Below are 22,603 nucleotides of genomic sequence, written 5' to 3' on the forward strand. Positions count from 1 at the left end.
CATTTTTAATTATGGAAAAAAGACTGCCAAAGAATAAAACTTCATTTTGACAGTCCTTTATCTATAATACGCTTAACTCTTACTCAGAAATTAATCCTATATCTTTTCTGAAATATCTTCCTTCAAAAGTTACTGAATCTATATTGGAGTATGCTTTTTCTCTTGCAGCTTCAATTGTATCTCCTACACCTACTACCGAAAGTACTCTTCCACCTGAAGTTACTAAAACCTCATCTTTAATAACTCCACCAGCAATAAATACATTCTCTTTTACAGCAGGATCAATCTCTATCTTAAAGCCTTTTTCAAAGGCTTCTGGGTATCCTTTTGAAGCCAAAACCACATTGCAGCATGCACCGTTTTTCCATTTCACCTCTGCAACACTTAATTTTTCTTCAAGTGAAAGTTCTATTAGTTCTAAAAGATCACTATCCATTAAAGAAAGTACTGATTGAGTTTCAGGATCTCCCATTCTTACATTGTATTCAAGCAGATAACATCCTTTTTCGGTAATCATTACTCCAAAAAATACAATTCCTTTATAATCAAAACCTTCTTCTTTTATTCCTACAAGAGTTGGATCCATTATATTCTTCTCAAAGTCTTCAAAAACTTCGTCAGTAACATAAGGATTAGGCGCTATTACTCCCATACCACCAGTATTAGGACCTACTCCTCCATCAAAAATCTGTTTATGATCTTTTGCCGATATAAAAGGGATTATAGTCTTACCATCAGTTATTGATAATATTGAAGCTTCAACACCTTGTAAAAACTCTTCAATAACTATCTTTTTACCTGCTCCTTTAAACTTATCTTGCACCATAAAGTCTTTTATAGTATCTTCTGCTTGTTTAAAATCTTCGCAGATACTTACGCCTTTTCCTGCAGCTAACCCGTCCGCTTTTATTACTATAGGATACTCAGCACTTTTTAAGTACTCTACAGCTTTCTCACTATCATAAAAAACTTCATAAGCTGCAGTTTTTATATTATATTTTCTCATAAAATCCTTGGAGAAGCTCTTGCTACCTTCAAGCATAGCAGCTTTTTGCTCTGGTCCAAATATCCTTAAGTCTTCCTTCTTAAATAAATTTACTATACCCTTTGTTAATGGTTCTTCTGGTCCTACCACAGTCAAATCGATGTTATTTTCTTTTACAAACTTAGCCATTTCTTCGTAAGTTTCTAACCCTATATTCTCACATTTATCTTCTAGCGCTGTTCCACCATTGCCAGGTGCTACATATATCTTTTCAACCTTTTGGCTTTTTGCAAGCTTCCATGCTATTGCATGTTCTCTTCCTCCGCCTCCAATTAGTAAAAGCTTCATCAATAATCACTCCATCTATATTAGTGTTTGAAATGTCTTATTCCAGTGAACACCATGCTTATACCATGCTTGTTACACTGATCTATGGATTCTTGATCTCTAACAGATCCACCTGGTTGAATAATTGCTTTTATATCATATTTTGAAGCTTCTTCTACTACGTCACCAAATGGGAAGAAAGCATCCGAAGCAAGAACTGTAGCTCCTGTTCCTCTCTTTAAGGCATCTATTGTAGGCCATATTCTATTAACTTGACCTCCACCGATTCCCACTGCTTTTCCATCGTTTATTACAACAATAGCATTTGATTTAACGTATTTTACTACCTTCATACCAAAAATCATATCCTTCATTTCCGCCTCAGAAGGAGTATTTTCAGTCACTACTTTTAATTCTTCTATAAGCTTCTTATCTTCTTCTTGTACTAATATTCCGCCATCCACTGTAACCATATAATTTTTAGCCTTTGGAGCTGAATTTACCTTTATAACTCTTAAGTTCTTCTTTTTTCTTAAAACTTCTAAAGCCTCTTCATCAAATTCTGGCGCTGCTACTACTTCTAAAAATATCTTGCTCATCTCTTCTGCTGTAGCCTTGTCAAGTTTTCTGTTTACCGCAACTATGCCACCAAAGATTGAAGTAGGGTCACACTCATAAGCTTTTATATAACTGTCATATACATTTTCTCCTATAGCCACTCCACAAGGGGTATTGTGCTTTAATCCACAGGTAACTATTTCATCAAACTCACTTACAACCTTCCAAGCAATATCAAGATCCTTTAGGTTGTTATAAGAAAGCTCTTTTCCATTAAGTACTTCAAAAGTATTCATAGCGCCATCCACTTCATTATTTGAATAGTAAGCAGCACTTTGATGAGGATTTTCACCATATCTTAATTCTTGTTTTTTCTTGTAGGAAATTGAAAGGTATTCTGGATATTCTTCTTCTCCTTCAAGTAAAAAGTTACTTATAGCTCCATCATAAGCACTCATAAGATTAAACACTTTACCTGCAAGAACTTTTCTTGTTTTTAGACTTACATCTTCACTTTGCTCAATTTCTTCTTGAACCTTGCTATAATCCTCTATATTGCTTATTACTACAACATCTTTAAAGTTTTTAGCTGCTGCTCTAAGCATTGTAGGACCACCGATATCTATAAATTCAACCTTTTCTTCAAAGCTCAAATCTTCTTTTAACTTTTCAAAGAAAGGATATAAGTTAACAACTACTAAATCTATAGTATTTATTCCTCTTTCTTTTATAGTGTTCATATGCTCTTCGTTGTCTCTTATAGCTAAAATCCCTCCATGAATCACTGGATGAAGGGTCTTAACTCTTCCATCTAGCATCTCAGGTGCTTTTGTAATCTCAGCTATTTCCTTAACAGCTACACCATTTTCCAGAAGATATTTGTAAGTACCTCCAGAGGATATTAACTCCACATCCTTACTAACAAGAAACTTAGCAAAATCAAGTATGCCAGTTTTATCATATACGCTTAACAAAGCTCTTTTTATCATTTAAAAAACCTCCTTAGGATTGGTACTATTCAGTAAAAAAGTTTTTCCATCTTTTATTATAACTTTCCCTTCACTTATAAGCTTTATAGCTTTAGGTAAGATTTCGTGTTCCTTTACAAGAATTCTTTCTTGAAGTGTTTTTGGTTCATCCTCTTCACGAACCTCAACCACTTCTTGAAGAAGTATTTCTCCACCATCAACCTCTTCATTAACAAAATGCACTGTACATCCAGAAAATCTAACCCCTTTTTTAATAGCAGCTTGATGAACCTTTATCCCATACATTCCAGCTCCTGAAAAAGCAGGAATAAGAGAAGGATGGATATTTATTATCCTGTTTTTAAAGTATCTTAGCAAATCTCCATTTAAAATGGATAAGTAGCCTGCAAGCACTACTAAATCAACCTTATCTCTTAAAAGCTCTAATATCTTATTTGAAGATTCAGAGCCAAATTCCTTCTTATCTACTACATACGCTGGTATATTTTTTTCTTTTGCTCTTGTTAAGGCAAAAGCGTCTTTTTTATCAGAAATAACAGCCTCAATGGAGCAGTTTAAGTACCCTTTTTCAATACTTTCTATTATGGAGCCAAGGTTACTTCCTCCACCTGAAACTAGTACTGCTATTCTAAACAAATTCCTGTACCTCCGTTCTTAACATATCCAATCTCATAAGCTTTCTCGCCTTGAGATATTAAAAGCTCAAGTACAGCATCTTTATCTTGTTTATCAACTGCTAATATGAAACCTATTCCCATGTTGAAGGTGTTGTACATATGGTCCTTTTCAACGCCTCTATTTATTATTTCCTGAAAAATATTTGGAAGTGGATAGCTATTCTTATTGATAACCGCAGTAAGTTCTCTGTCCCCAAACATTCTTGGAACATTTTCTATAAAACCTCCACCAGTTATATGTGCCATTCCTTTTATATCATAACTTTCTAGAACTTTCATCACTGGTTTTACATATATTTTGGTAGGCTCAATCAAAGTTTCCCATACTGGCTTTCCATCAAATTCTTCATTTAAATCAGTAAATATCTTTCTTACCAAAGAGAATCCATTAGAGTGTATTCCTGAAGATGCTAAGCCTATTAGGACATTTCCTTCTTCTATGGTACTTCCGTTTATTATCTTATCTTTATCTACAATTCCTACTGCAAATCCTGCTACATCATATTCTCCTTCTTTATAGAAGCCAGGCATTTCTGCTGTTTCGCCACCAACTAAGGAACAATCTCCTTGAAGACAACCATCGGAAACACCTTTTACTAAATCTGAGGCTACTTCCGCCTCAAGTTTGCCACAAGCTATATAATCTAGGAAAAATAGTGGCTTTGCACCATGACATAATATATCATTTACACACATAGCAACGCAGTCTATTCCAACCGTATCATATTTTTTTGTCTTAAAAGCTATATCAAGCTTTGTACCAACTCCATCTGTTCCTGAAACTAGCACTGGTTTTTTATACCCCTCAGGGAGTTCTACCATTCCAGCAAAGCTTCCAAGTCCATTTAAAACATATTTTGATAAAGTTCTGCTTGCATATTCTTTTATGAGTTTAACGGATTTATATCCTTCTTCAATATCTACTCCTGCTTGTTTGTATGTTAACATTTCTTCACTACCTTTCAAGATGATCTTTTGCTGTTTCTATTGGGGTTGACACTGGATAAATTCCATTAAAGCAGCCTAAACAGTAACCTTTCTTTTCTCCAAAACACTTTAATAAACCTTCTAAAGAAATATAAGATAGAGAATCTGCACCAATTACCTCATTTATTTCTTCAACTGTTCTATCTGAACCAATTAATTCTTTTCTATAAGATATGTCTATTCCAAAATAACATGGAAATTTCACTACTGGTGATGCAACTCTAAAGTGAACTTCTGTAGCCCCTGCTTTTCTAAGGGCTTCAACAAGATGTCTTGAAGTTGTTCCTCTAACTATTGAATCATCAATAAGAATTACTCTTTTACCCTCTACATTTACTTTTAACGGATTTAGCTTTACTGATACCGCTCTTTCTCTAATCTCTTGATTTGGTGTTATAAAGGTTCTTCCAACATACTTATTCTTCACGAAACCTGTTTCATAAGGAATACCAGAGGCTCTTGAATATCCAATTGCAGCTGAGATTCCTGAATCGGGAACACCTATTACAATATCAGCCTCAACTGGAGACTCTTTGAATAGCATTTCTCCAACTTTAATTCTTGATTGATGAACATTTATGCCATCTATTGTACTATCTGGTCTTGCAAAATAGATATACTCAAACACACAAGTTTCGCACTGAGTTTGTTCTGAATATCTTACACTTTCAATACCGTGTTCATCTATTATTACAATTTCACCTGGTTTTACGTCTCTTACAAATTCAGCACCAACTGTATCTAAAGCACAGCTTTCAGAAGCTAAAATATAACTATCATCAATTTTCCCTATACATAAAGGTCTTATTCCATTAGAATCCCTAACACCTATAAGCTTATCCTTAGTCATCATGACTAAAGCAAAGGAACCTTTTATGGTTTGAACAGCATCTGCTATAGCTCTTTCTATTCCTCTTTTTGCTCCTCTAGCTATTAAGCTTATAATTACTTCTGAGTCTATCGAGGTATGAAATACGTGTCCAGAATCTTCTAGAAGTTCTCTAAGCACATCAGCATTAACTAGATTTCCGTTATGTGCTATGGCAATAGAGCCAAGCTTGTATGAGCTTAAAAGTGGTTGTGCATTTTCCACATTAGTCGATCCTGTAGTTGAATATCTAACATGTCCAATTGCTATATGTCCCTTTAATTCCTCTAGGTGCTTTTCTTTAAAAGCTTCAGTTATAAGGCCTAAATCTTTATGATGCTTTAAGCTTTCACCATCAGAAACTGCAATACCCGCACTCTCTTGTCCTCTGTGTTGTAATGCATAAAGTCCATAGTATGTGATTCTTGCTACATCTAAGTTGTTCTTGGAAAACACTCCAAATACTCCACATTCTTCTTTAAACTTATCTTCAATCGGCTCTATTCTCATAATCAGATTCCTTTCACTAATAATTACTGGTTAATTCTATTAAGTATTTCTACATATGCATCTTTAACATTTCCAAGATCTCTTCTAAATCTGTCTTTATCTAATTTTTCATTAGTAGTTGCATCCCAAAATCTACATGTATCTGGCGATATTTCGTCAGCAAGTAATATTTCTCCGTTATATCTGCCGAACTCAATTTTAAAGTCTATAAGCTTTATGTTTTGCTTTAAGAAGAATGCCTTAAGTACATCATTAACCTTGGCAGTCATTTCATACATTTTTTCTAATTCTTCAAATGTAGCAGCCCCTATTCCTACTGCATGATAATCATTGATTAGTGGATCTCCTAAGGAATCATCCTTTAAGCAAATTTCAAAAACTGTAGTCTTTAAAGGGAATCCTTCTTCTAGTCCTAATCTCTTAGCCATACTTCCAGCTGCTACATTTCTAACTATAACTTCAAGAGGTACTATTTCAACCTTTCTGCAAAGTTGCTCTCTATCACTTAACTTTTCTATAAAGTGAGTCTTAACTCCTTCTTTTTCAAGAAGTTCAAAAAGCACTGAAGTTATTGCGTTATTTAAAACACCCTTGTCTTCTATTTGACCTTTCTTTTCTCCGTTAAATGCTGTTGCATCATCCTTATAATAAACTATTACCTCATCAGCCTTATCTGTTGCATATATTTTTTTTGCTTTTCCTTCATACATCATTTCTCTTTTTTCCATTATAGTTCCACTCCTTCTCCATTTTCTTTTATAAATTTTTCTTTCATATCTTTACGGAAATTTATTAGCTTTTCTTTAAGCTCTGGATATTTTAATGAAAGCATCTGTACCGCAAGCATACCTGCATTATAACTGTTGTTTATTCCAACTGTTGCTACTGGTATTGATTTAGGCATCTGCACTATTGAATATAGAGCATCTAGACCATTTATTGCTGCGTTTACAGGTACTCCTATTACAGGCATTGTTGTATGTGATGCTATAACTCCAGGTAGATGTGCTGCAAGTCCAGCACCTGCAATTATTACTTCAAAACCTTCTTCATCTATTTCATGTAGAGTTTCCATAAGCTTTTCAGGAACTCTATGAGCAGATAATACAAAAGCCTTATATTCCACTCCAAATTCCTTCAGAGCATTAGCTGCTCCCTTCATTACATCAGTATCTGATTTTGAACCAAAGAAAATTGCTACTTTCATCTTATACCTCCAGCTTGATTAAAATTATTTTTATCATTAATTTCAGCACTATTTAAAGTAATTCACACCAGACTTGAAGAGTTTTTGGTCAAACTCTCCAACAATGTTCTTATACAAGTTTGCACCAATTCTTTCTGAATGACCCATCTTGCCAAGTATTCTTCCATCAGGACTTGTTATACCTTCGATTGCAAGCATTGACCCATTTGGATTGTATGGCATATTAAGTGTAGCCTCTCCATTCATATCCACATATTGAGTTGCTATTTGTCCCTTTGCTTGAAGCACTGTTAAAAGCTCTTGTGGTGCAACAAATCTTCCTTCACCATGAGATATTGGAACAGCATTGATATCTCCTAAATTAACTTCATTAAACCAAGGTGACAGCTTTGAAACTACTTTTGTATTTACTATTGAACTCATATGTCTTCCCATAGTGTTAAAGGTTAATGTAGCCATCTCTTCTTCCATATCAACTATCTCTCCGTATGGAAGTAACCCTAGTTTAACTAATGCTTGGAAGCCGTTACAAATACCTAGCATAAGTCCATCTCTATTTTTTAGAAGTTCCATCACAGCATTACTAATTCTTTCATTTCTAAACACAGTCGCTATGAATTTAGCAGATCCATCAGGTTCGTCTCCGGCACTAAAGCCTCCAGGAAGCATTATTATCTGACTGTTTTTAATTTCTTTTTCCATTTGCACTAATGAATCTAAAAGACTTTCTTTAGTAAGATTCTTAAGTACTAGCTGTTTTACTTCAGCACCTTCTTTTTCAAAGGCTCTTGCACAGTCATATTCACAGTTTGTACCTGGGAATACAGGTATTAGCACTCTTGGTTTTGCAGTTTTAATTGCTGGTGACTTTTTATAGCTATTTTTATATAGAATAGAAGTTACCTTTTCATTTTCTTCTTCAGTCTTAATCTTAAATACTTTATTTAATTTTCTTTCCCACTGTAATATAAGTTCATCAATATCAAAGCTCTCATCTAAAACTTTAATAGCTGCTTCTTCTATTGTTTCACCAATAATCTTGTAACTAGCCCCTTTAAATTCGCTATCAATATCTACTCCACATGGAACTTCAAGTATAAATGTTCCATAGTTAATATTGAAAAGTTCCTCTTTGCTTAATGCTGAAAGCCTAACCCCAATTTTGTTTCCGAAACACATTTTAGATATCCCTTCACAAATGCCCCCATTTTTCAAGGAATATGCTGATATAATTTTTTTCTCTTCTATCAATCTTTCAATTACTTCTAAATTTTTCTTAAATTCTTCTATATTAATAAGTTCACTTTCATCTCTATTCACACTTACATAAATCACTTGAGAATTTACTTTCTTAAACTCAGGTGAGATTATATTTTTAGCTTTCTCAACAGCTACAGCGAAAGATACTAAAGTAGGTGGTACATCCATCTCTCCAAAACTTCCTGACATACTATCTTTTCCGCCTATGGCTGCTATCCCTAAATCTATTTGAGCTTGGTATGCTCCAAGTAGTGCTGCTAGTGGCTTTCCCCATCTTTCAGGATTTTTTCCAAGCTTTTCAAAATACTCTTGGAAAGTTAGCCAAACCTTTTTGCTCTTACCACCACAAGCAACTATCTTTGCTACAGATTCTACCACTGCGTTATAAGCACTATGGTATGGACTCCATTTAGCAATTTTAGGATTGAATCCAAATGCCATTAGAGTTGCTTCTTCAGCTTCCCCATTAACTACAGGTATCTTCGCCGCCATTCCTTCAGCAGGAGTCAACTGATACTTTCCTCCAAAAGGCATTAATACAGTTCCTGCTCCTATTGTTGAGTCAAATCTTTCAACTAAACCTTTTTGTGATGCAACATTTAAACTCTTTAAAGTTTCTATCCATTGTTTTCTTAAGGTTTCACTATTTTCTTCGTTAAATACATTTTCTTCAGATCTAGGTGCTTTTAATATAGCGGCTGCTGTTTGCTTTGCCCCATTTGTATCTAAAAATGCTCTTGATAAATCTACAATCTTTTTACCATTCCAGAACATTCTCATTCTTTCAAGATCAGTAACTTCAGCAACAATAGTTGCTTCTAAGTTTTCTTCAAGTGCTAGTTCAACAAACTTCTGTCCATCTTCTTTCGAAACAACTACTGCCATTCTTTCCTGAGATTCTGAAATAGCTAGTTCTGTTCCATCAAGACCTTCATACTTTTTAGGTACTAGATCTAAGTTAATATCAAGACCTCTGCAAAGTTCTCCTATAGCTACGGATACTCCTCCTGCACCAAAGTCATTACATCTCTTTATCATATTAGAAACCTTAGGATTTCTAAAAAGTCTTTGTAATTTTCTTTCAGTTGGTGCATTTCCCTTTTGCACTTCTGCTCCACATTGCTCTATTGACTCAACTGTATGTTCTTTAGACGATCCAGTTGCTCCACCACAACCATCTCTTCCTGTTCTTCCCCCAAGAAGAATTATTATATCTCCCTTTACAGGTTCTTCTCTTCTTACATTCTTAAGTGGTGCTGCTGCTATTACCGCACCGATTTCCATTCTCTTAGCAACATAACCAGCATCGTATATTTCATTAACCTGTCCTGTAGCAAGACCTATCTGGTTACCATAAGAGCTATATCCATGTGCTGCACCTAAAGTTATCTTTCTTTGAGGTAGTTTCCCCTTTAAAGTACTTTCTATAGCTACTGTAGGATCTCCACTTCCTGTAACCCTCATAGCTTGGTATACATAAGTTCTGCCTGATAGTGGGTCCCTAATCGCCCCACCAAGACATGTAGCTGCCCCTCCAAATGGTTCAATTTCAGTAGGATGATTATGTGTTTCGTTCTTGAACATCACAAGGTAATCTTCAGTACCTGCTTCTGTTTCAACCTTTACTTTTATGGAACATGCATTTATTTCATCTGAAATATCTAGATCTTCAAGCATTCCTTTAGCTTTAAGTTCTTTCATTGCTATAACAGCTATATCCATCAAAGTCATATCTTTGTGTTTATCTTTATATAAAAGTTTTCTAGCTTCTTTATATCTATTAAAACTTTTAATGATAGGACTTGTGTAGACACTTTCCTCTATTTCAACACTTTCTATTGCAGTTAAAAAAGTTGTGTGTCTGCAGTGATCTGACCAATAAGTATCTATAACCTTTATTTCAGTAATACTTGGATTTCTATTCTCCTCTGAGAAATATTCTTTTATTAATATTAAATCCTCTATAGTCATAGCTAAGCCTAATTCTTTATGAAGAAAACTTAGCTGATCTTCATTCATATTTATAAAACCATGTATATTTTTTACTTCACTTGGAATTTCATAGGATGAGAACAGTTCTTTAGATAGAGGATCAACCTCTCTTGAGTCAACAGGATTTATGTAATATTGTTTTATATTTATTAGTTCATCTTTACTTATATTGCCACTTAAGCATACAACCTTTGATGATTTTATCTCAAGCTTATCTCCTGCTGTTAGGATTTGAAAACATTGTTCAGCTGAGTCTGCTCTTTGATCATATTGGCCTGGAAGGTATTCTACTGAAAAAACAGCTTCTCCTTCTAAAATAGGAAATTGGTCTTCATAAACTTTATCTACCATAGGTTCAGAAAAGATTATAGCTTTTGCTTTTTCATAAACTTCACTCTCAACTTCACTGAAAGAATATTTGTTTATTAAACGTACATCTTTAATAGTGTCTATTCCTAAATTTGTTTTGAAGTCCTCTAGTAGTGCTTTTGCTTCAATGTCAAAGCCCTGTCTTTTTTCTACATACAAAGTTCTAATCATGATTTCCTCCCAAAACACAAATATTCAGATTTATTATAGCTTAATGCTTTTAAGCTTTTAAAAAGTCGCTGAAGCGACTTTCTTCAGTGATTTTTTTTGCGCATCTGCCTTTCCTAATGCATATTAGGAAAACTAGGCTGGCGCCATATTATTCTTTTTTTATTCTTTAACTTATATTATGTTTTAAGTCTGTTACGCATTTTTATGTATGTACCATTTCGTAATAAAACTTATTATTTTTAAATTCTCTCACCATAAGCAGTGAGAGTTTTAAAAATAGATTTCGGTTCGGAGTGGTACATCTATATATTAAATTATAATTTCCTAAAGAATAAAAAAATCCTAAGGGCACACTTAGGAATGTAATCGCCCTTGATTACGAATTATACTCTAAATAGTCTTAAAATTATTCGTCTTTATAAAAATAAAATAACACTCGCTCCATACTTTGTCAATAATAAAACAAAAAAATAAGTTATTATTCGTTATATGACGAATAATAACTTATTTAAACCGCAACCTAATTCGTTATGTAATTTTTCTCCACTGATGAATCTGCAAGTATAGGAGATATATCAATTCTAAGTATACTTTCTATATTTATGCCATTCATTGATATTAATGTAGTATTCATGTTAGCAGTACCAAGAATTCTTACTCCAATGTTTCCCGAAAAGATTACAGGTCTAAACTTAACATGATTATAAATAGCCTTTAAAATATCATAAAGTACATTATGCTTTACTGACTTATTAAAGCCAAAATGCTCTATGTTTCCAAAACCTAATACTCCCACATGCATATCTTTCTTAGCTTTATATTTACATCCATAACCAACATATCCTCCCTTTTTTACAAAGTGAGTATTAACTGGTTTAGCATAAAACCCGTAAGCTTTTTTGAATCCCTGATTTAACCCATCATATCCATATAGAATATTTCCACTTCTAACTGTGTTAGTAAACTCAGCCAGTTGTCTATATTCACTGTTTAGTGTGCAAGTTGAATTTAAACAGTGTATATGGGGTATTATCCCTATATACTTCTCAACTGTGCCCCTGAATATATTAATTTGATTTTTCGTATACTTGATATCGCTTCCATTATGTAAGTGAGTATATATTCCATCTATAATTATGTTTTCAAATTCATTTTGTATTCTTTCTATTACACTATCAATTCTTTCTGGGCTTATTCCCATTCTATTCATTCCACTATCAACATATAAGTGAACTTTTATACTTGTTTCAGGTGAAAGCTTATCTAGTATAGCTTCGTTATCTATTGTAAAAATTACATTATCCATGTCTGTATTAAAATCAGTGAAAGTTACCAATGGAGTCAATAGTAGGATTTCTTTTTGACTTTTAACTCTCTTAGCCTCTTCTAAATCTCCAACAGCGAAGAAATCTACAAATTGATCTAAAAATTCAGTAATCCCTTCAATTCCTAATCCGTAAGCATTTCCTTTAACGACTGCTATTATTTTTTTGTTATTAGTCAAGTCTTTTATTCTATCTACATTGTTCTTTATCTTATCTAAGTACACATCGCACCAAAAATTCTTCATATGATGTTCCCTTCCTATTTTTAATCCTTGTACCTCTTTGAATTTGTCCATATATAGGCACTGCCTAAAAGTATTATTATCACAGCTTTAACAATTGTTGCGGTATCCATATATATCCCCTTCTCACAATATATATAGATAATCCAGTCTTATTTAACAAAACTAAGTGATACTTCTATTAACTATCAATAGTAATAGGAGTATCAAATATAGATTTTATTTGGAACTGGTTTATCTATAGATGAATCACTTCTTAATAAAATTTATATCTTCAAATTCTCCTATCAGAACCCAGAGGAGTTTTGATCATAGATTTCCAATTTAAGTATTTCATCTTTTGATGTACACTTCGTATTTAAATATATATTCTTAAAAACATTACAACCGACTCAATACATCTCAATTCAATATTATATACCATAGATATACAATTTTAAATTGATTTTTACACAAATTGAGCTGGCACATCTTTGGAGACAAAAAAAAGCTGCCAATCGGCAGCAAGATCCTACGTAATGACCATATCGGTCATTAGTATTATATACACTTTTTCATATTATATACATTTTTAAATTTAATTTTTAGGGGGTAAAAATTAAAACTTATTATGTTTATATAATAGCTTAGAATTGTATTATACTTATGTAATAAATATGTATTGTTTGTGTGAAATAAAATTTATCAACTTTTTAAAGAATCAAGATCAATATCAGCTTTTATCAATTTCTGTTCAGCTTGTTCTAACACTAATTTTTTAAGTTCCATTAAGGCCGGCTCAAATTCAACATGTTTGTCAAGCATATAGCACATCTTAAATTCTATATCTATCCACGTAGATAAATCTGCTTCGTTATGCTGTATTTGCGCTTCTAACTTGTCCAATCCATTGGCAATCTTAGCCTCATAAGTTTCTTTCTCTTCAAATTCCATCCATAAATCATACATATCATTACCTAAGATACCACCAATCATATCTCTTATTTTTTCAATGGCTCTGATTTCATTTTTATGTTTCATATTCTTTTTTATCTCATTGTTCATAGTATCAAAAGTAGGAATATCTCCCACTTCTGCTTCTACTAGGTCATGTATTATAGTCATCTTTAAAAGTTTTTCTAAATCTATAGGCTTAGTAAGATGTTTCTCTATCATTATGGCCATAAGAGAAAGCCTCCAACTGTGCTCTGCAACACTCTCTTGCCTTCCATTAGATAAATAACTATGCCTTAATTCATACTTTAGTTTTTCAGAAAAATTTATAAGTTCCAATATACTCCTTAGTTCTCCCACTTTGATCCATCCCATCTTTCATTTATGTAATTTTTGTTATACTATCTCTTATAGATTTTCAATACCATAAACCAACACTGCTAATGCACATAAAATCGAAAAAATTAAACCTAGCGCAGGATTTATATTATTTATTGCCCCTGACACTAATTTATCGTCAAAAATCATTTTCACTGCAGTATAAACTAGTAAAGCTGCGCACATATATATAATCACAGGAAACCTTACCATCATCTCAGCGATAAATTCACTTCCCCAAAATATAATAGGCATGCATATCATTAATCCGAAGATTACCAGTCCCATCTGCTGACCTGTTATCTTCTCAGTATCAGTCATAGCAATTGAAACTATCGCTAATACATTATCTAGGCTCATACTTATATCCGCTACTGTTATCGATATAATTGCTTTAAAAAAGCCACCAGTTTGTCCGCTTTTTGCTCGGACACCTTTACCTTGGTCTTGAATCATATTAAAAGTAATATATAGCAGCAATATGGCCCCTATTATATTGATATGAAGCCAATCTAAAGTATATAAAAAGCCAATAATACCTACGAAAAATATTCTAAGAAAGAGTGCTACCCATACTCCCATAATATTGGCAAGCTTGGCCTTCTTTGGTGGTAAATCTTTTATTGCCAGTGCTATAACCCCAACATTATCACCAGAAAGAACTAAATTGATAAAAAAGATTTCAATTCCCTTTGAAATAAGTTCAGAAAATGTGTACATATTAACCTCCATTTACAACAGCGTGTACTTTGCTATAGATATTTCTATTTTGTTTAAATATACGCTATTATGTCCGTAAAATATGCTGTATACATTGTTTTAATTTGAAATAGTAGAAAACACATAAATGTATCTCCTGCTTTTATATCATAATTATCTATCAGTTTTTTGAATAGACATATGCTTATAACCAGCCTTAACTGCAAAATATTATACACTAAATATTTTATTAACTGGCTTTATTTTTAATTAAAATCCAAAGCATAAGGTTTATAACCTTGGCTAAAATATTAATTAAATTGCATTTAAAATAATTATCAGATAATGTTTTTAAATGCAATTTAATTAATCTAGGAGGTATGTTGGTATGCTTCAACAACAAAAAACAAATTATACAAATGAGCCAACTGTAAGTGAATATTTATATGATTGTTTATATAAAGAAGGAATAACTGAAATCTTCGGAGTACCTGGAGATTATAATTTTTCACTTTTGGATACATTAGAACACTATAAAAAAATTAATTTCGTAAATTGTTGCAACGAATTAAATTCTGGATATGCAGCAGATGGCTATGCAAGAATAAAAGGAATGGGGGCAATAATTACAACCTTTGGTGTAGGTGAGCTAAGCGCATGTAATGCAATTGCAGGTTCCTACAGTGAAAATGTCCCCGTTATTCATATAGTAGGGGCCCCTAAAACAACCGTCCAACTAGAACATAAAAAGATGCATCATACTTTGCTTGATGGCTATTACGACGCATTTATAAAAATTTATGAGAATATAACCGCATATACTGCAGTCATCACAAAAGAGAATGCAGAAATAGAGATACCTAAAGCTATTAGTATTGCAAAAGATACAAAAAAACCGGTATATTTACTTATTGCCATAGACGTAGCCGAACAGAAAGTTACTACTAGAAGTTTAGTTACAACTGAAAAGCAAACTGATGAAAAGTCTCTAAAATCAGCTATTGACCATATAAACTTAATGATTACAAAGGCTAAAAATCCTATTATAATCCCTGATATCTTAGTATTGAGATATGGTCTACAGAGTATAGTAGAAAAATTAGTAGACAAAATGGATATACCTGTTGCTACAATGATGATGGGAAAAAGTTCTTTTAATGAAAGTCATCCTAATTATATAGGTTTATATGCTGGAAATTGGGGAAGCAATGAAGTTCAGAAGATAGTAGAAAGTTCCGACTGCCTCATAACTATAGGAGCCATTTGGTCAGACTATAATACCGGTTCCTTCAGTGCAAATCTAAATCCACTAAATATAATAGAACTTCAACCTACTTATGTTAAAGTTGGAATGTCTGTATATGAAAATATCCTAATAAGAGATTCACTAAATGAACTTTTAAAAATTGCAAAAAATAAATCAACACCAAAGCCTAATGTACATTTTCCTTACACCAATAGCGTTGCAAGTTTAGAAGATAAAATTTCATCTAACTTCTATTATCCTAGGATACAAGAATTTATTAAAGAAGATGATATTATTATTGCTGAAACAGGGACATTTGCATATGGAGTATCTCAGCTAAGGCTTCCAAAAGGAGTAACATATATAAATCAAAGTGGTTGGGGAAGTATTGGATACGCAACTCCTGCTACCTTTGGAGCATCTATTGCAGCTAAAAATAGACGTATTATTTTATTTACAGGAGATGGATCGCATCAATTAACCACACAAGAGATAAGTTCTATGTTGCACAACAATTGTAAACCGATAATCTTCCTGCTTAATAATAACTTTTATACAATAGAAGCATATCTAAATAATCCTAATAAGGTCTATTATAATGATATCCCAAATTGGGATTACACTAAGCTTGTTGAATCTTATGGAGGAAATTCATATGTCACAAAAGTTTATACAAATATAGAACTAGATGAAGCAATTAAACAAGCCGAAGTTCAATGTAAAGAAAAGCTCTGCTTCATAGAAATGATCTGCGATAAAATGGATGCACCATATATGGTACATAATATACATGATATGGTAAAACAAATGTAATAAAAAACTTACAAACCATTGAAATATCGAGGTTTAGTCAGCTTAAAAATTTTATATTTTTTTATACAGTAAAAATAGTAGAGAAATCACTAAATATAGATTTCTCTCCTATTATATTAAAATACAATTCTATTTCTTCCAGCATTTTTAGCTTCGTATAACTTTTTATCAGCAAAATTCAAAAATTCTTCTACTGTTATTTTTTTATCAACAGTTGAGCATATTCCAAAGGAAGCAGTTACCTTTATATCTTCATTATTATGAATAAACTTCTTTTTCAATATGCACTCATGCATTCTTTCAGCTATTTCCAATGCAGCTTTTTCATCAGCCCCCGGTATACATACTAAAAATTCTTCTCCTCCGTATCTTCCGATCCAATCTTTCTTATTTCTTATGCATTGTTTTAGGCATCCTGCTAATTCCTTTAAGACAAAATCCCCTGTGGTATGACCAAACTTATCATTAATCATCTTAAAGTAATCCACATCAACCATTATTATTGAAATAGGCTCATCCTTCTTAAAACATAGTTGCATATCTATAGGTAGTGTTTCATCAATAAATCTTCTATTACCAATGTCCGTTAACGAATCCCGTATAGTCATAAGTTTCAAATCACTTATTATATTACTAACCTTACAGCCTTCACCATCTAAACTATGTCCATAAAAAAGACTATCTGTAACTTCCTTGATAAGTTCCACTATTAATGTCTTGTTTTCAACTTCAATTGGTAATACTGTAATAAGATAAGATTTACTATCCACACTCTCTATTTTCATATAAGTCTTTTTATCCTTTAATGCTCTAATAGATATACAATTTTCACAAATGGATTCTCTACCAATTTTATTAAAACATGTACTCCCTTTCTCAACTATAGTATTTCCATTATATAGGAGCACCCTCTTTGTAATTGGATCAATTACCCTTATAACATCGTATAGTTTCTTGAATATACTTAAATTATTCTCAATATAATCTATCGTTATATCATTATCCATATATTAAAATCACTTCCAATCCTTATTATGCCTTATAGTCGTATGGCTTATAAATAAACCTTACATTCTTAGAGCCTTCTACTTGAAATAGTAATAGTTTTATATTAAATCTATAATGTAAGTTGTACACTTTATCAATGAAGCTTAAACTTTCAAGGAAATAAGTATTCAAGTCAATCTATAAAATTAGATTTGAGTGATTAAATATATATTTTCTATCACTTAATATTTAAACTACAATTTAAGAAATTATAATGCAATAAAATCTAAATAAAAAACAAGCCTGTATAGATGTAACAAACTTCATACAAAATATATCTATTTCCTTCAAATATAGAACCTATTTATAGTACTCTTATTATCGAGATTAAAACTAAGTTCTAAAATAATTAAGTGCAAACATCTAAAAAATTCAAGTTGTTTGCACTTAATTATCTCATTATTTAATTATTTTTCAAGTTTTTTCTGATACATTTTAAGAAAATCTGTAACTTTTACTTTTATATACTAGGGTTTCAAACGCTCTATATGTTACAAATCACTATAATCCCCATAGTCTCTACTTTAAGTTTTACTTTGATTTAATCTTCCAAACAACACTTTGATAATCTCCAAATAAAAATGGTATTGTAATGCCTGAATACATTAACTCATCTCCGCCAAAAATCCCTTCACATTCACTTACAAGATAATCTTTATCTGGATCTAATCCAATAAGTCTAAGTTTTCTTACAGGCGCATCAGCCTCGGCAAGGATTCTAAAATATGCAACCATTGCTTCATTCTTATCCTCCGACACATACATCCAAGCAGTTTCATTTCCCTTACCTTCAAATGGACTTACCAATCTGAACATATCACCGAATTGAATCAAAGCTCTTAATTCTTTATACTGCATTACTTGTTCTTTAACTTCTTTCTTTTCCTTCTCTGTGAATTTAGTAAGATCTAACTCATATCCAAAATTACCTGACATAGCTACATCGCCTCTCATCTTAAGAGGCGTATTTCTTCCGACTTGGTGGTTCGGAACAGCTGAAACATGAGCACCCATTGTACTAACAGGATACAAAATACTAGTTCCATATTGGATTTTTAATCTCTCCACTGCATCTGAATCATCACTAGTCCAAATCTGAGGCATATAATAAAGTATTCCTGGATCAAAACGACCACCACCACCTGAGCACCCTTCAAAAAGAATTTCTTTAAATTCATTCGTTAGTTTATCCATTACTTTATATAATCCTAATATATATCTATGAGCAGTTTCCCTTTGTCTATCTGCTGAAAGAAGCTTCGATCCTATCTCTGTCATATTTCTATTCATATCCCATTTTACATAACTTATTGGAGCACTACTCAATACTTCTGAAAGAGCTTTTATTATATAGTCGCAAACATCTTCTCTTGATAAATCTAATATTAATTGAGTTCTTGCAGTAGAGCGAGTCCTATTCGGCACATGCAAGCACCAATCTGGATGAGCTCTATATAAATCGCTATCTGGAGAAACCATCTCTGGTTCAAACCATAATCCAAATTTCATATTTAGATCATTTATTCTATGGCCTAAACTTGTTAGCCCATCATGCAATTTATTCTTATCTACTACCCAATCGCCCAAAGAACAATCATCACTATTTCTTTTTCCAAACCATCCATCATCCAGAACAAAAAGTTCAATCCCGAGTTTCTTTCCCTCTTTTGCTATAGCTATGAGCTTTTCTTCATTAAAATCAAAATAGGTTGCCTCCCAATTATTTATTAATATTGGTCTTGTCTTATCTCTATATTTGCCTCTGCAGAGTCTTGTCATGTATAGCTTATGATAAGTTCTAGACATTGCACCAAGCCCTTGAGATGAATATACCATTACTACCTCAGGTGTTTGAAAATCTTGACCTGGTTCCAATAACCATGAAAAATCAAATGGATTTATTCCTATTGAAACTCTTGTTGATTTATACATATTTATCTCAGCTTGTGCCAAGAAATTTCCACTATACACCAAACTTAAACCATAAGCCTCACCTTGTTCTTCTGTACAATCTTGACTTATTATTGCAATAAAAGGATTATGCTCATGACTACTTGAGCCCCTTCTACTTTCAATTGAATGCATGCCTGGAGTTAACTTTTCTCTTATGATATGCCTTTCTCTAGCCCAAGATCCATTTAGATGTAAGAAATCAAAATCATCTCTTATAAAATCTACACTCATACTTAGTCCACGTAAGAGCTTTAAGTTACTATTTGACTCATTAACAAATCGTGCACTTCTTGTGATAACATCATATTTTTCAAACACAGTATATAATAGATGTACTCTTAGTCCAATCAAGCTATCAATCAAAACTATTTCCAAAGTTTCTGCTTCATCTTTATCTTCAACATAAGTGGCTGGCAAGCCTTTAAGTTTTGGTTTACCTTTAGAAATTGTATGTGATTCATATCTTAAATCAGTTATAGTTGAACCATTCTCTAGTTGTAGTTGATACGCAGGAGCACGAAAATCTGTATTTCCATAGGCTGGATACTCTTGAGGAAGTGTATCTAATGAAAATATCTTATCTTTATCATCTGGGTTTGCCGAAAAAGAAGTTCTTCCTCTATAAACTAACATATCTTTTTCGTTTACATTTCTGATTTTCTTACCCCAGTATAGATGTGCAAGATATCCATCTTTTACAATTTGCATAATATAACTTGTATGTCCAGCTTGTAAGTGAAAAACTTTATTATCTTCATTATATGTAATTCCCATAATCCATCTATCCTTTCATAAAACATACTTAAAAATATATGATTCAAACACAGTTCATTTAGTTTAATTTTATGTAATATATTCTACCAAAGGGTTAATAAAACGTATACAATGAGATATGATGAATTATTTTTACAAATTTATATATAATTACAATATTTCTTAATGCTAATTCATCTCCATATAATTACTATTGCAAAAAATCAGTTAACTAAATATATGGATGAAGCATTCTCCTCTTAGAACTCAGAGGAGTTTTTCAATAAGTTTTAGATTAAAGTGTTTCATCTTTATATGGAAATTTACTACATTAACTGAAACATTCTGCATCTATCAGTCGTTTATAAATTGAAAGGGGGTTAAGGTATGTATACTATATCCCAATATGATAGTAACTACTATCGCGAAAAAATAGAAGCCTATGGAAATACAGTTTATAAAATATGTAGATTATATTTAAAGGAAAATGCAGATATTGAAGATGTATTTCAAAAAGTATTTTTAAAACTTATAGAAAAGAAACCTTCCTTTAAAGATAACAACCATGAACATGCTTGGTTTATTAAAGTCACTGCAAATACTTGCAAAGATTTTTTAAAAAGTTATTGGAACAAAAATACCGTTCCTATTAACGACATTGATTCTGCTACTGAAGATATTGAGCTTAGCGAAGTATTTGAGGCTGTATTTAGTTTAGAACCTAAATATAAGATAGTAATTTATATGTACTATTACGAAGGCTATTCTACCTCTGAAATATCAAATATACTAAAAGTTAATCAAGCTACTATTCGTACTCGACTAAAGAGAGCTCGTGATAAACTTAAAAACAAATTGGAGAGGGATGAGTTTTATGAGTGATAAATTTAAAAAAGATCTAAACAATATAAAACTGAATGATAATTTAAAGAATAAAACTATGGATATGATAAAACAGACATTAGATAAAGAGCAAACTTCAAGAAATTTATTTTCCTTAAGGAAATCTTTTGTTTTTGCTTTTACATCTTTTGTACTTATACTACTTATTATCGGTATAACTGTTATTAAGGGGCCTTTTAATAATTCAGTAAAAGCAAAAGATCTAATGCAAGGTGTTAGTTTCGAAAATATAACTTTAAAAGAGAACCTTTCAAAAGAGTTTTTAGATTCAACTTCAGAATTCTCCATATCAATGTTTAAAGAACTTTCAAAAGAAAAAAATGCTGTTTATTCCCCTTTATCATTATGTCTTTCCTTAGGTACAATACTCAATGGCTCTGATGGCAAATCAAATGATGAGATCTTAAGAACATTATCAAAGTATGGAGTAAGTGAGGCAGATTTAAATATCTATTATAAAACTTTAACTTCAAGATTAATGAAAAGCAGCAAAAATTCAATATTGAATATATCAAATTCTATATGGTATGATGATGAGCTTAATATAAATAACGATTTTCTTAAGATAAATAAGACTTATTACGAAACTAGTGCTTACAAACTTGACCTTCAATCAGATAACGCACCAAATTCCATTAACGCTTGGATTAGTAAAGTTACAAACAAGAAAATAGATACCATGATAGATACTATAGATAAAAATGCAGTTATGCTAATGTTTTCTACTCTTTATTTTAATGATACCTGGAAGTTTCCTTTTACTGAGCCCACCCATAAAGCAAATTTTACTACAAGTGATAAGAAAACTATTAATGCAGAGTTCATGAGTACAGAAATAAATATAAAAAATATTTCTACTGAAGCCGAACAAATTATATCCCTTCCATATAAAGAAGGAAACTTATCCTTTATAGCAATGATGCCTAATGATAATATTAATATCCGAGATTATATCTCAAAGCTTGATAAAGACACCCTAGCTACTAAAATAAATTCCTTACAAGTAAGTGATACACATGTCATACTTCCAAAATTCCAAATTGGATACAAAAAATCCCTAAATAAGGATTTATCTTCACTTGGAATAAATACTATATTTGACGAAAAAAAAGCTAATCTCTTAAAAATGGGATCAACAAAAGGCAATATTTTTGTAAAAGATATAACTCAAAAAAACTACATAACCGTAGGTGAAAAAGGAACTGAAGCATCTTCTGCAACCAAAAGTGAAGAGATATCTAAGGGTATATCTACAGCCAAAGTAATAAACTTCAATCATCCTTTTCTATATCTTATAATAGATGATACTACTAATCTTCCTATACTCATGGGTGTTGTGGATACACCAATTCAAAAATAAATCTACGACAATATACGCTTTTAAAATATCTTCAAAGCTTTCATAGAATAT

General features: G+C 32.1%; 16 protein-coding genes. 3 read left to right on the top strand and 13 right to left on the bottom strand.

The window, feature by feature from the left end; all coding sequences use genetic code 11:
- Positions 1–79 precede the first annotated feature (79 nt).
- From purD to OCU55_RS10795, 11 genes are all read right to left on the bottom strand, one after another.
- The gene (gene purD, locus OCU55_RS10745) at positions 80–1,333 is read right to left on the bottom strand and encodes a phosphoribosylamine--glycine ligase (RefSeq protein WP_261852317.1); all 1,254 of its coding nucleotides are present in this window, start codon (positions 1,331–1,333) and stop codon (positions 80–82) included.
- A 20-nt stretch (positions 1,334–1,353) separates the two neighbouring features.
- On the bottom strand, positions 1,354–2,859 hold the full coding sequence (gene purH / locus OCU55_RS10750) for a bifunctional phosphoribosylaminoimidazolecarboxamide formyltransferase/IMP cyclohydrolase (RefSeq protein WP_261852318.1): 1,506 nt from the start codon (positions 2,857–2,859) through the stop codon (positions 1,354–1,356).
- Positions 2,860–3,495: a phosphoribosylglycinamide formyltransferase gene (gene purN / locus OCU55_RS10755; protein WP_261852319.1), complete on the bottom strand. Its 636-nt coding sequence runs from the start codon at positions 3,493–3,495 to the stop codon at positions 2,860–2,862.
- Positions 3,483–4,484 carry a phosphoribosylformylglycinamidine cyclo-ligase gene (gene purM / locus OCU55_RS10760; protein ID WP_261852320.1) on the bottom strand — a complete coding sequence of 334 codons (1,002 nt, stop codon included), beginning with the start codon at positions 4,482–4,484 and terminating at the stop codon, positions 3,483–3,485. Before purM ends, purN begins: the two co-directional genes overlap by 13 nt.
- Before the next feature lie 7 nt (positions 4,485–4,491).
- Positions 4,492–5,901 carry an amidophosphoribosyltransferase gene (purF, locus tag OCU55_RS10765; RefSeq protein ID WP_261852321.1) on the bottom strand — a complete coding sequence of 470 codons (1,410 nt, stop codon included), beginning with the start codon at positions 5,899–5,901 and terminating at the stop codon, positions 4,492–4,494.
- A 23-nt stretch (positions 5,902–5,924) separates the two neighbouring features.
- Positions 5,925–6,629, bottom strand: a complete 705-nt coding sequence (gene purC / locus OCU55_RS10770; protein WP_261852322.1) for a phosphoribosylaminoimidazolesuccinocarboxamide synthase — start codon at positions 6,627–6,629, stop codon at positions 5,925–5,927.
- Positions 6,629–7,108 carry a 5-(carboxyamino)imidazole ribonucleotide mutase gene (gene purE / locus OCU55_RS10775; RefSeq protein WP_261852323.1) on the bottom strand — a complete coding sequence of 160 codons (480 nt, stop codon included), beginning with the start codon at positions 7,106–7,108 and terminating at the stop codon, positions 6,629–6,631. Before purE ends, purC begins: the two co-directional genes overlap by 1 nt.
- A 48-nt stretch (positions 7,109–7,156) precedes the next feature.
- Positions 7,157–10,900: a phosphoribosylformylglycinamidine synthase gene (locus OCU55_RS10780; RefSeq protein ID WP_261852324.1), complete on the bottom strand. Its 3,744-nt coding sequence runs from the start codon at positions 10,898–10,900 to the stop codon at positions 7,157–7,159.
- 520 nt (positions 10,901–11,420) lie between these two features.
- Positions 11,421–12,470 (bottom strand): alanine racemase, encoded by a 1,050-nt coding sequence (locus OCU55_RS10785; protein ID WP_261852325.1) that lies wholly within the window; start codon positions 12,468–12,470, stop codon positions 11,421–11,423.
- A 681-nt stretch (positions 12,471–13,151) separates the two neighbouring features.
- The gene (locus OCU55_RS10790; protein WP_261852326.1) at positions 13,152–13,760 is read right to left on the bottom strand and encodes an HD domain-containing protein; all 609 of its coding nucleotides are present in this window, start codon (positions 13,758–13,760) and stop codon (positions 13,152–13,154) included.
- Positions 13,761–13,808: 48 nt separating this feature from the next.
- Complete coding sequence (locus OCU55_RS10795; RefSeq protein ID WP_261852327.1) at positions 13,809–14,498, bottom strand: YjbE family putative metal transport protein; 690 nt, start codon at positions 14,496–14,498, stop codon at positions 13,809–13,811.
- Between the two features lie 367 nt (positions 14,499–14,865).
- Here OCU55_RS10795 and OCU55_RS10800 point away from each other — a divergent pair, with 367 nt between their 5' ends.
- Positions 14,866–16,536, top strand: a complete 1,671-nt coding sequence (locus OCU55_RS10800; protein WP_261852328.1) for an alpha-keto acid decarboxylase family protein — start codon at positions 14,866–14,868, stop codon at positions 16,534–16,536.
- 116 nt (positions 16,537–16,652) lie between these two features.
- Here OCU55_RS10800 and OCU55_RS10805 read toward each other — a convergent pair whose 3' ends face one another.
- Both OCU55_RS10805 and OCU55_RS10810 read right to left on the bottom strand, forming a co-directional pair.
- Positions 16,653–17,543 (bottom strand): GGDEF domain-containing protein, encoded by an 891-nt coding sequence (locus tag OCU55_RS10805; protein ID WP_261852329.1) that lies wholly within the window; start codon positions 17,541–17,543, stop codon positions 16,653–16,655.
- Positions 17,544–18,114: 571 nt separating this feature from the next.
- Positions 18,115–20,310, bottom strand: a complete 2,196-nt coding sequence (locus OCU55_RS10810; RefSeq protein ID WP_261852330.1) for an alpha-galactosidase — start codon at positions 20,308–20,310, stop codon at positions 18,115–18,117.
- Positions 20,311–20,676: 366 nt separating this feature from the next.
- Here OCU55_RS10810 and OCU55_RS10815 point away from each other — a divergent pair, with 366 nt between their 5' ends.
- Both OCU55_RS10815 and OCU55_RS10820 read left to right on the top strand, forming a co-directional pair.
- Positions 20,677–21,171, top strand: coding sequence for an RNA polymerase sigma factor (locus tag OCU55_RS10815; RefSeq protein WP_261852331.1), 495 nt, complete (start codon positions 20,677–20,679; stop codon positions 21,169–21,171).
- Entirely contained in the window at positions 21,164–22,552 is a 1,389-nt protein-coding gene (locus OCU55_RS10820; protein ID WP_261852332.1) for a serpin family protein, read from the top strand. Before OCU55_RS10815 ends, OCU55_RS10820 begins: the two co-directional genes overlap by 8 nt.
- The last annotated feature ends 51 nt before the right edge of the window (positions 22,553–22,603 follow it).

Source organism: Clostridium folliculivorans, from assembly GCF_024341905.1.
Taxonomy (GTDB): Bacteria; Bacillota; Clostridia; order Clostridiales; family Clostridiaceae; genus Clostridium_AR; species Clostridium_AR folliculivorans.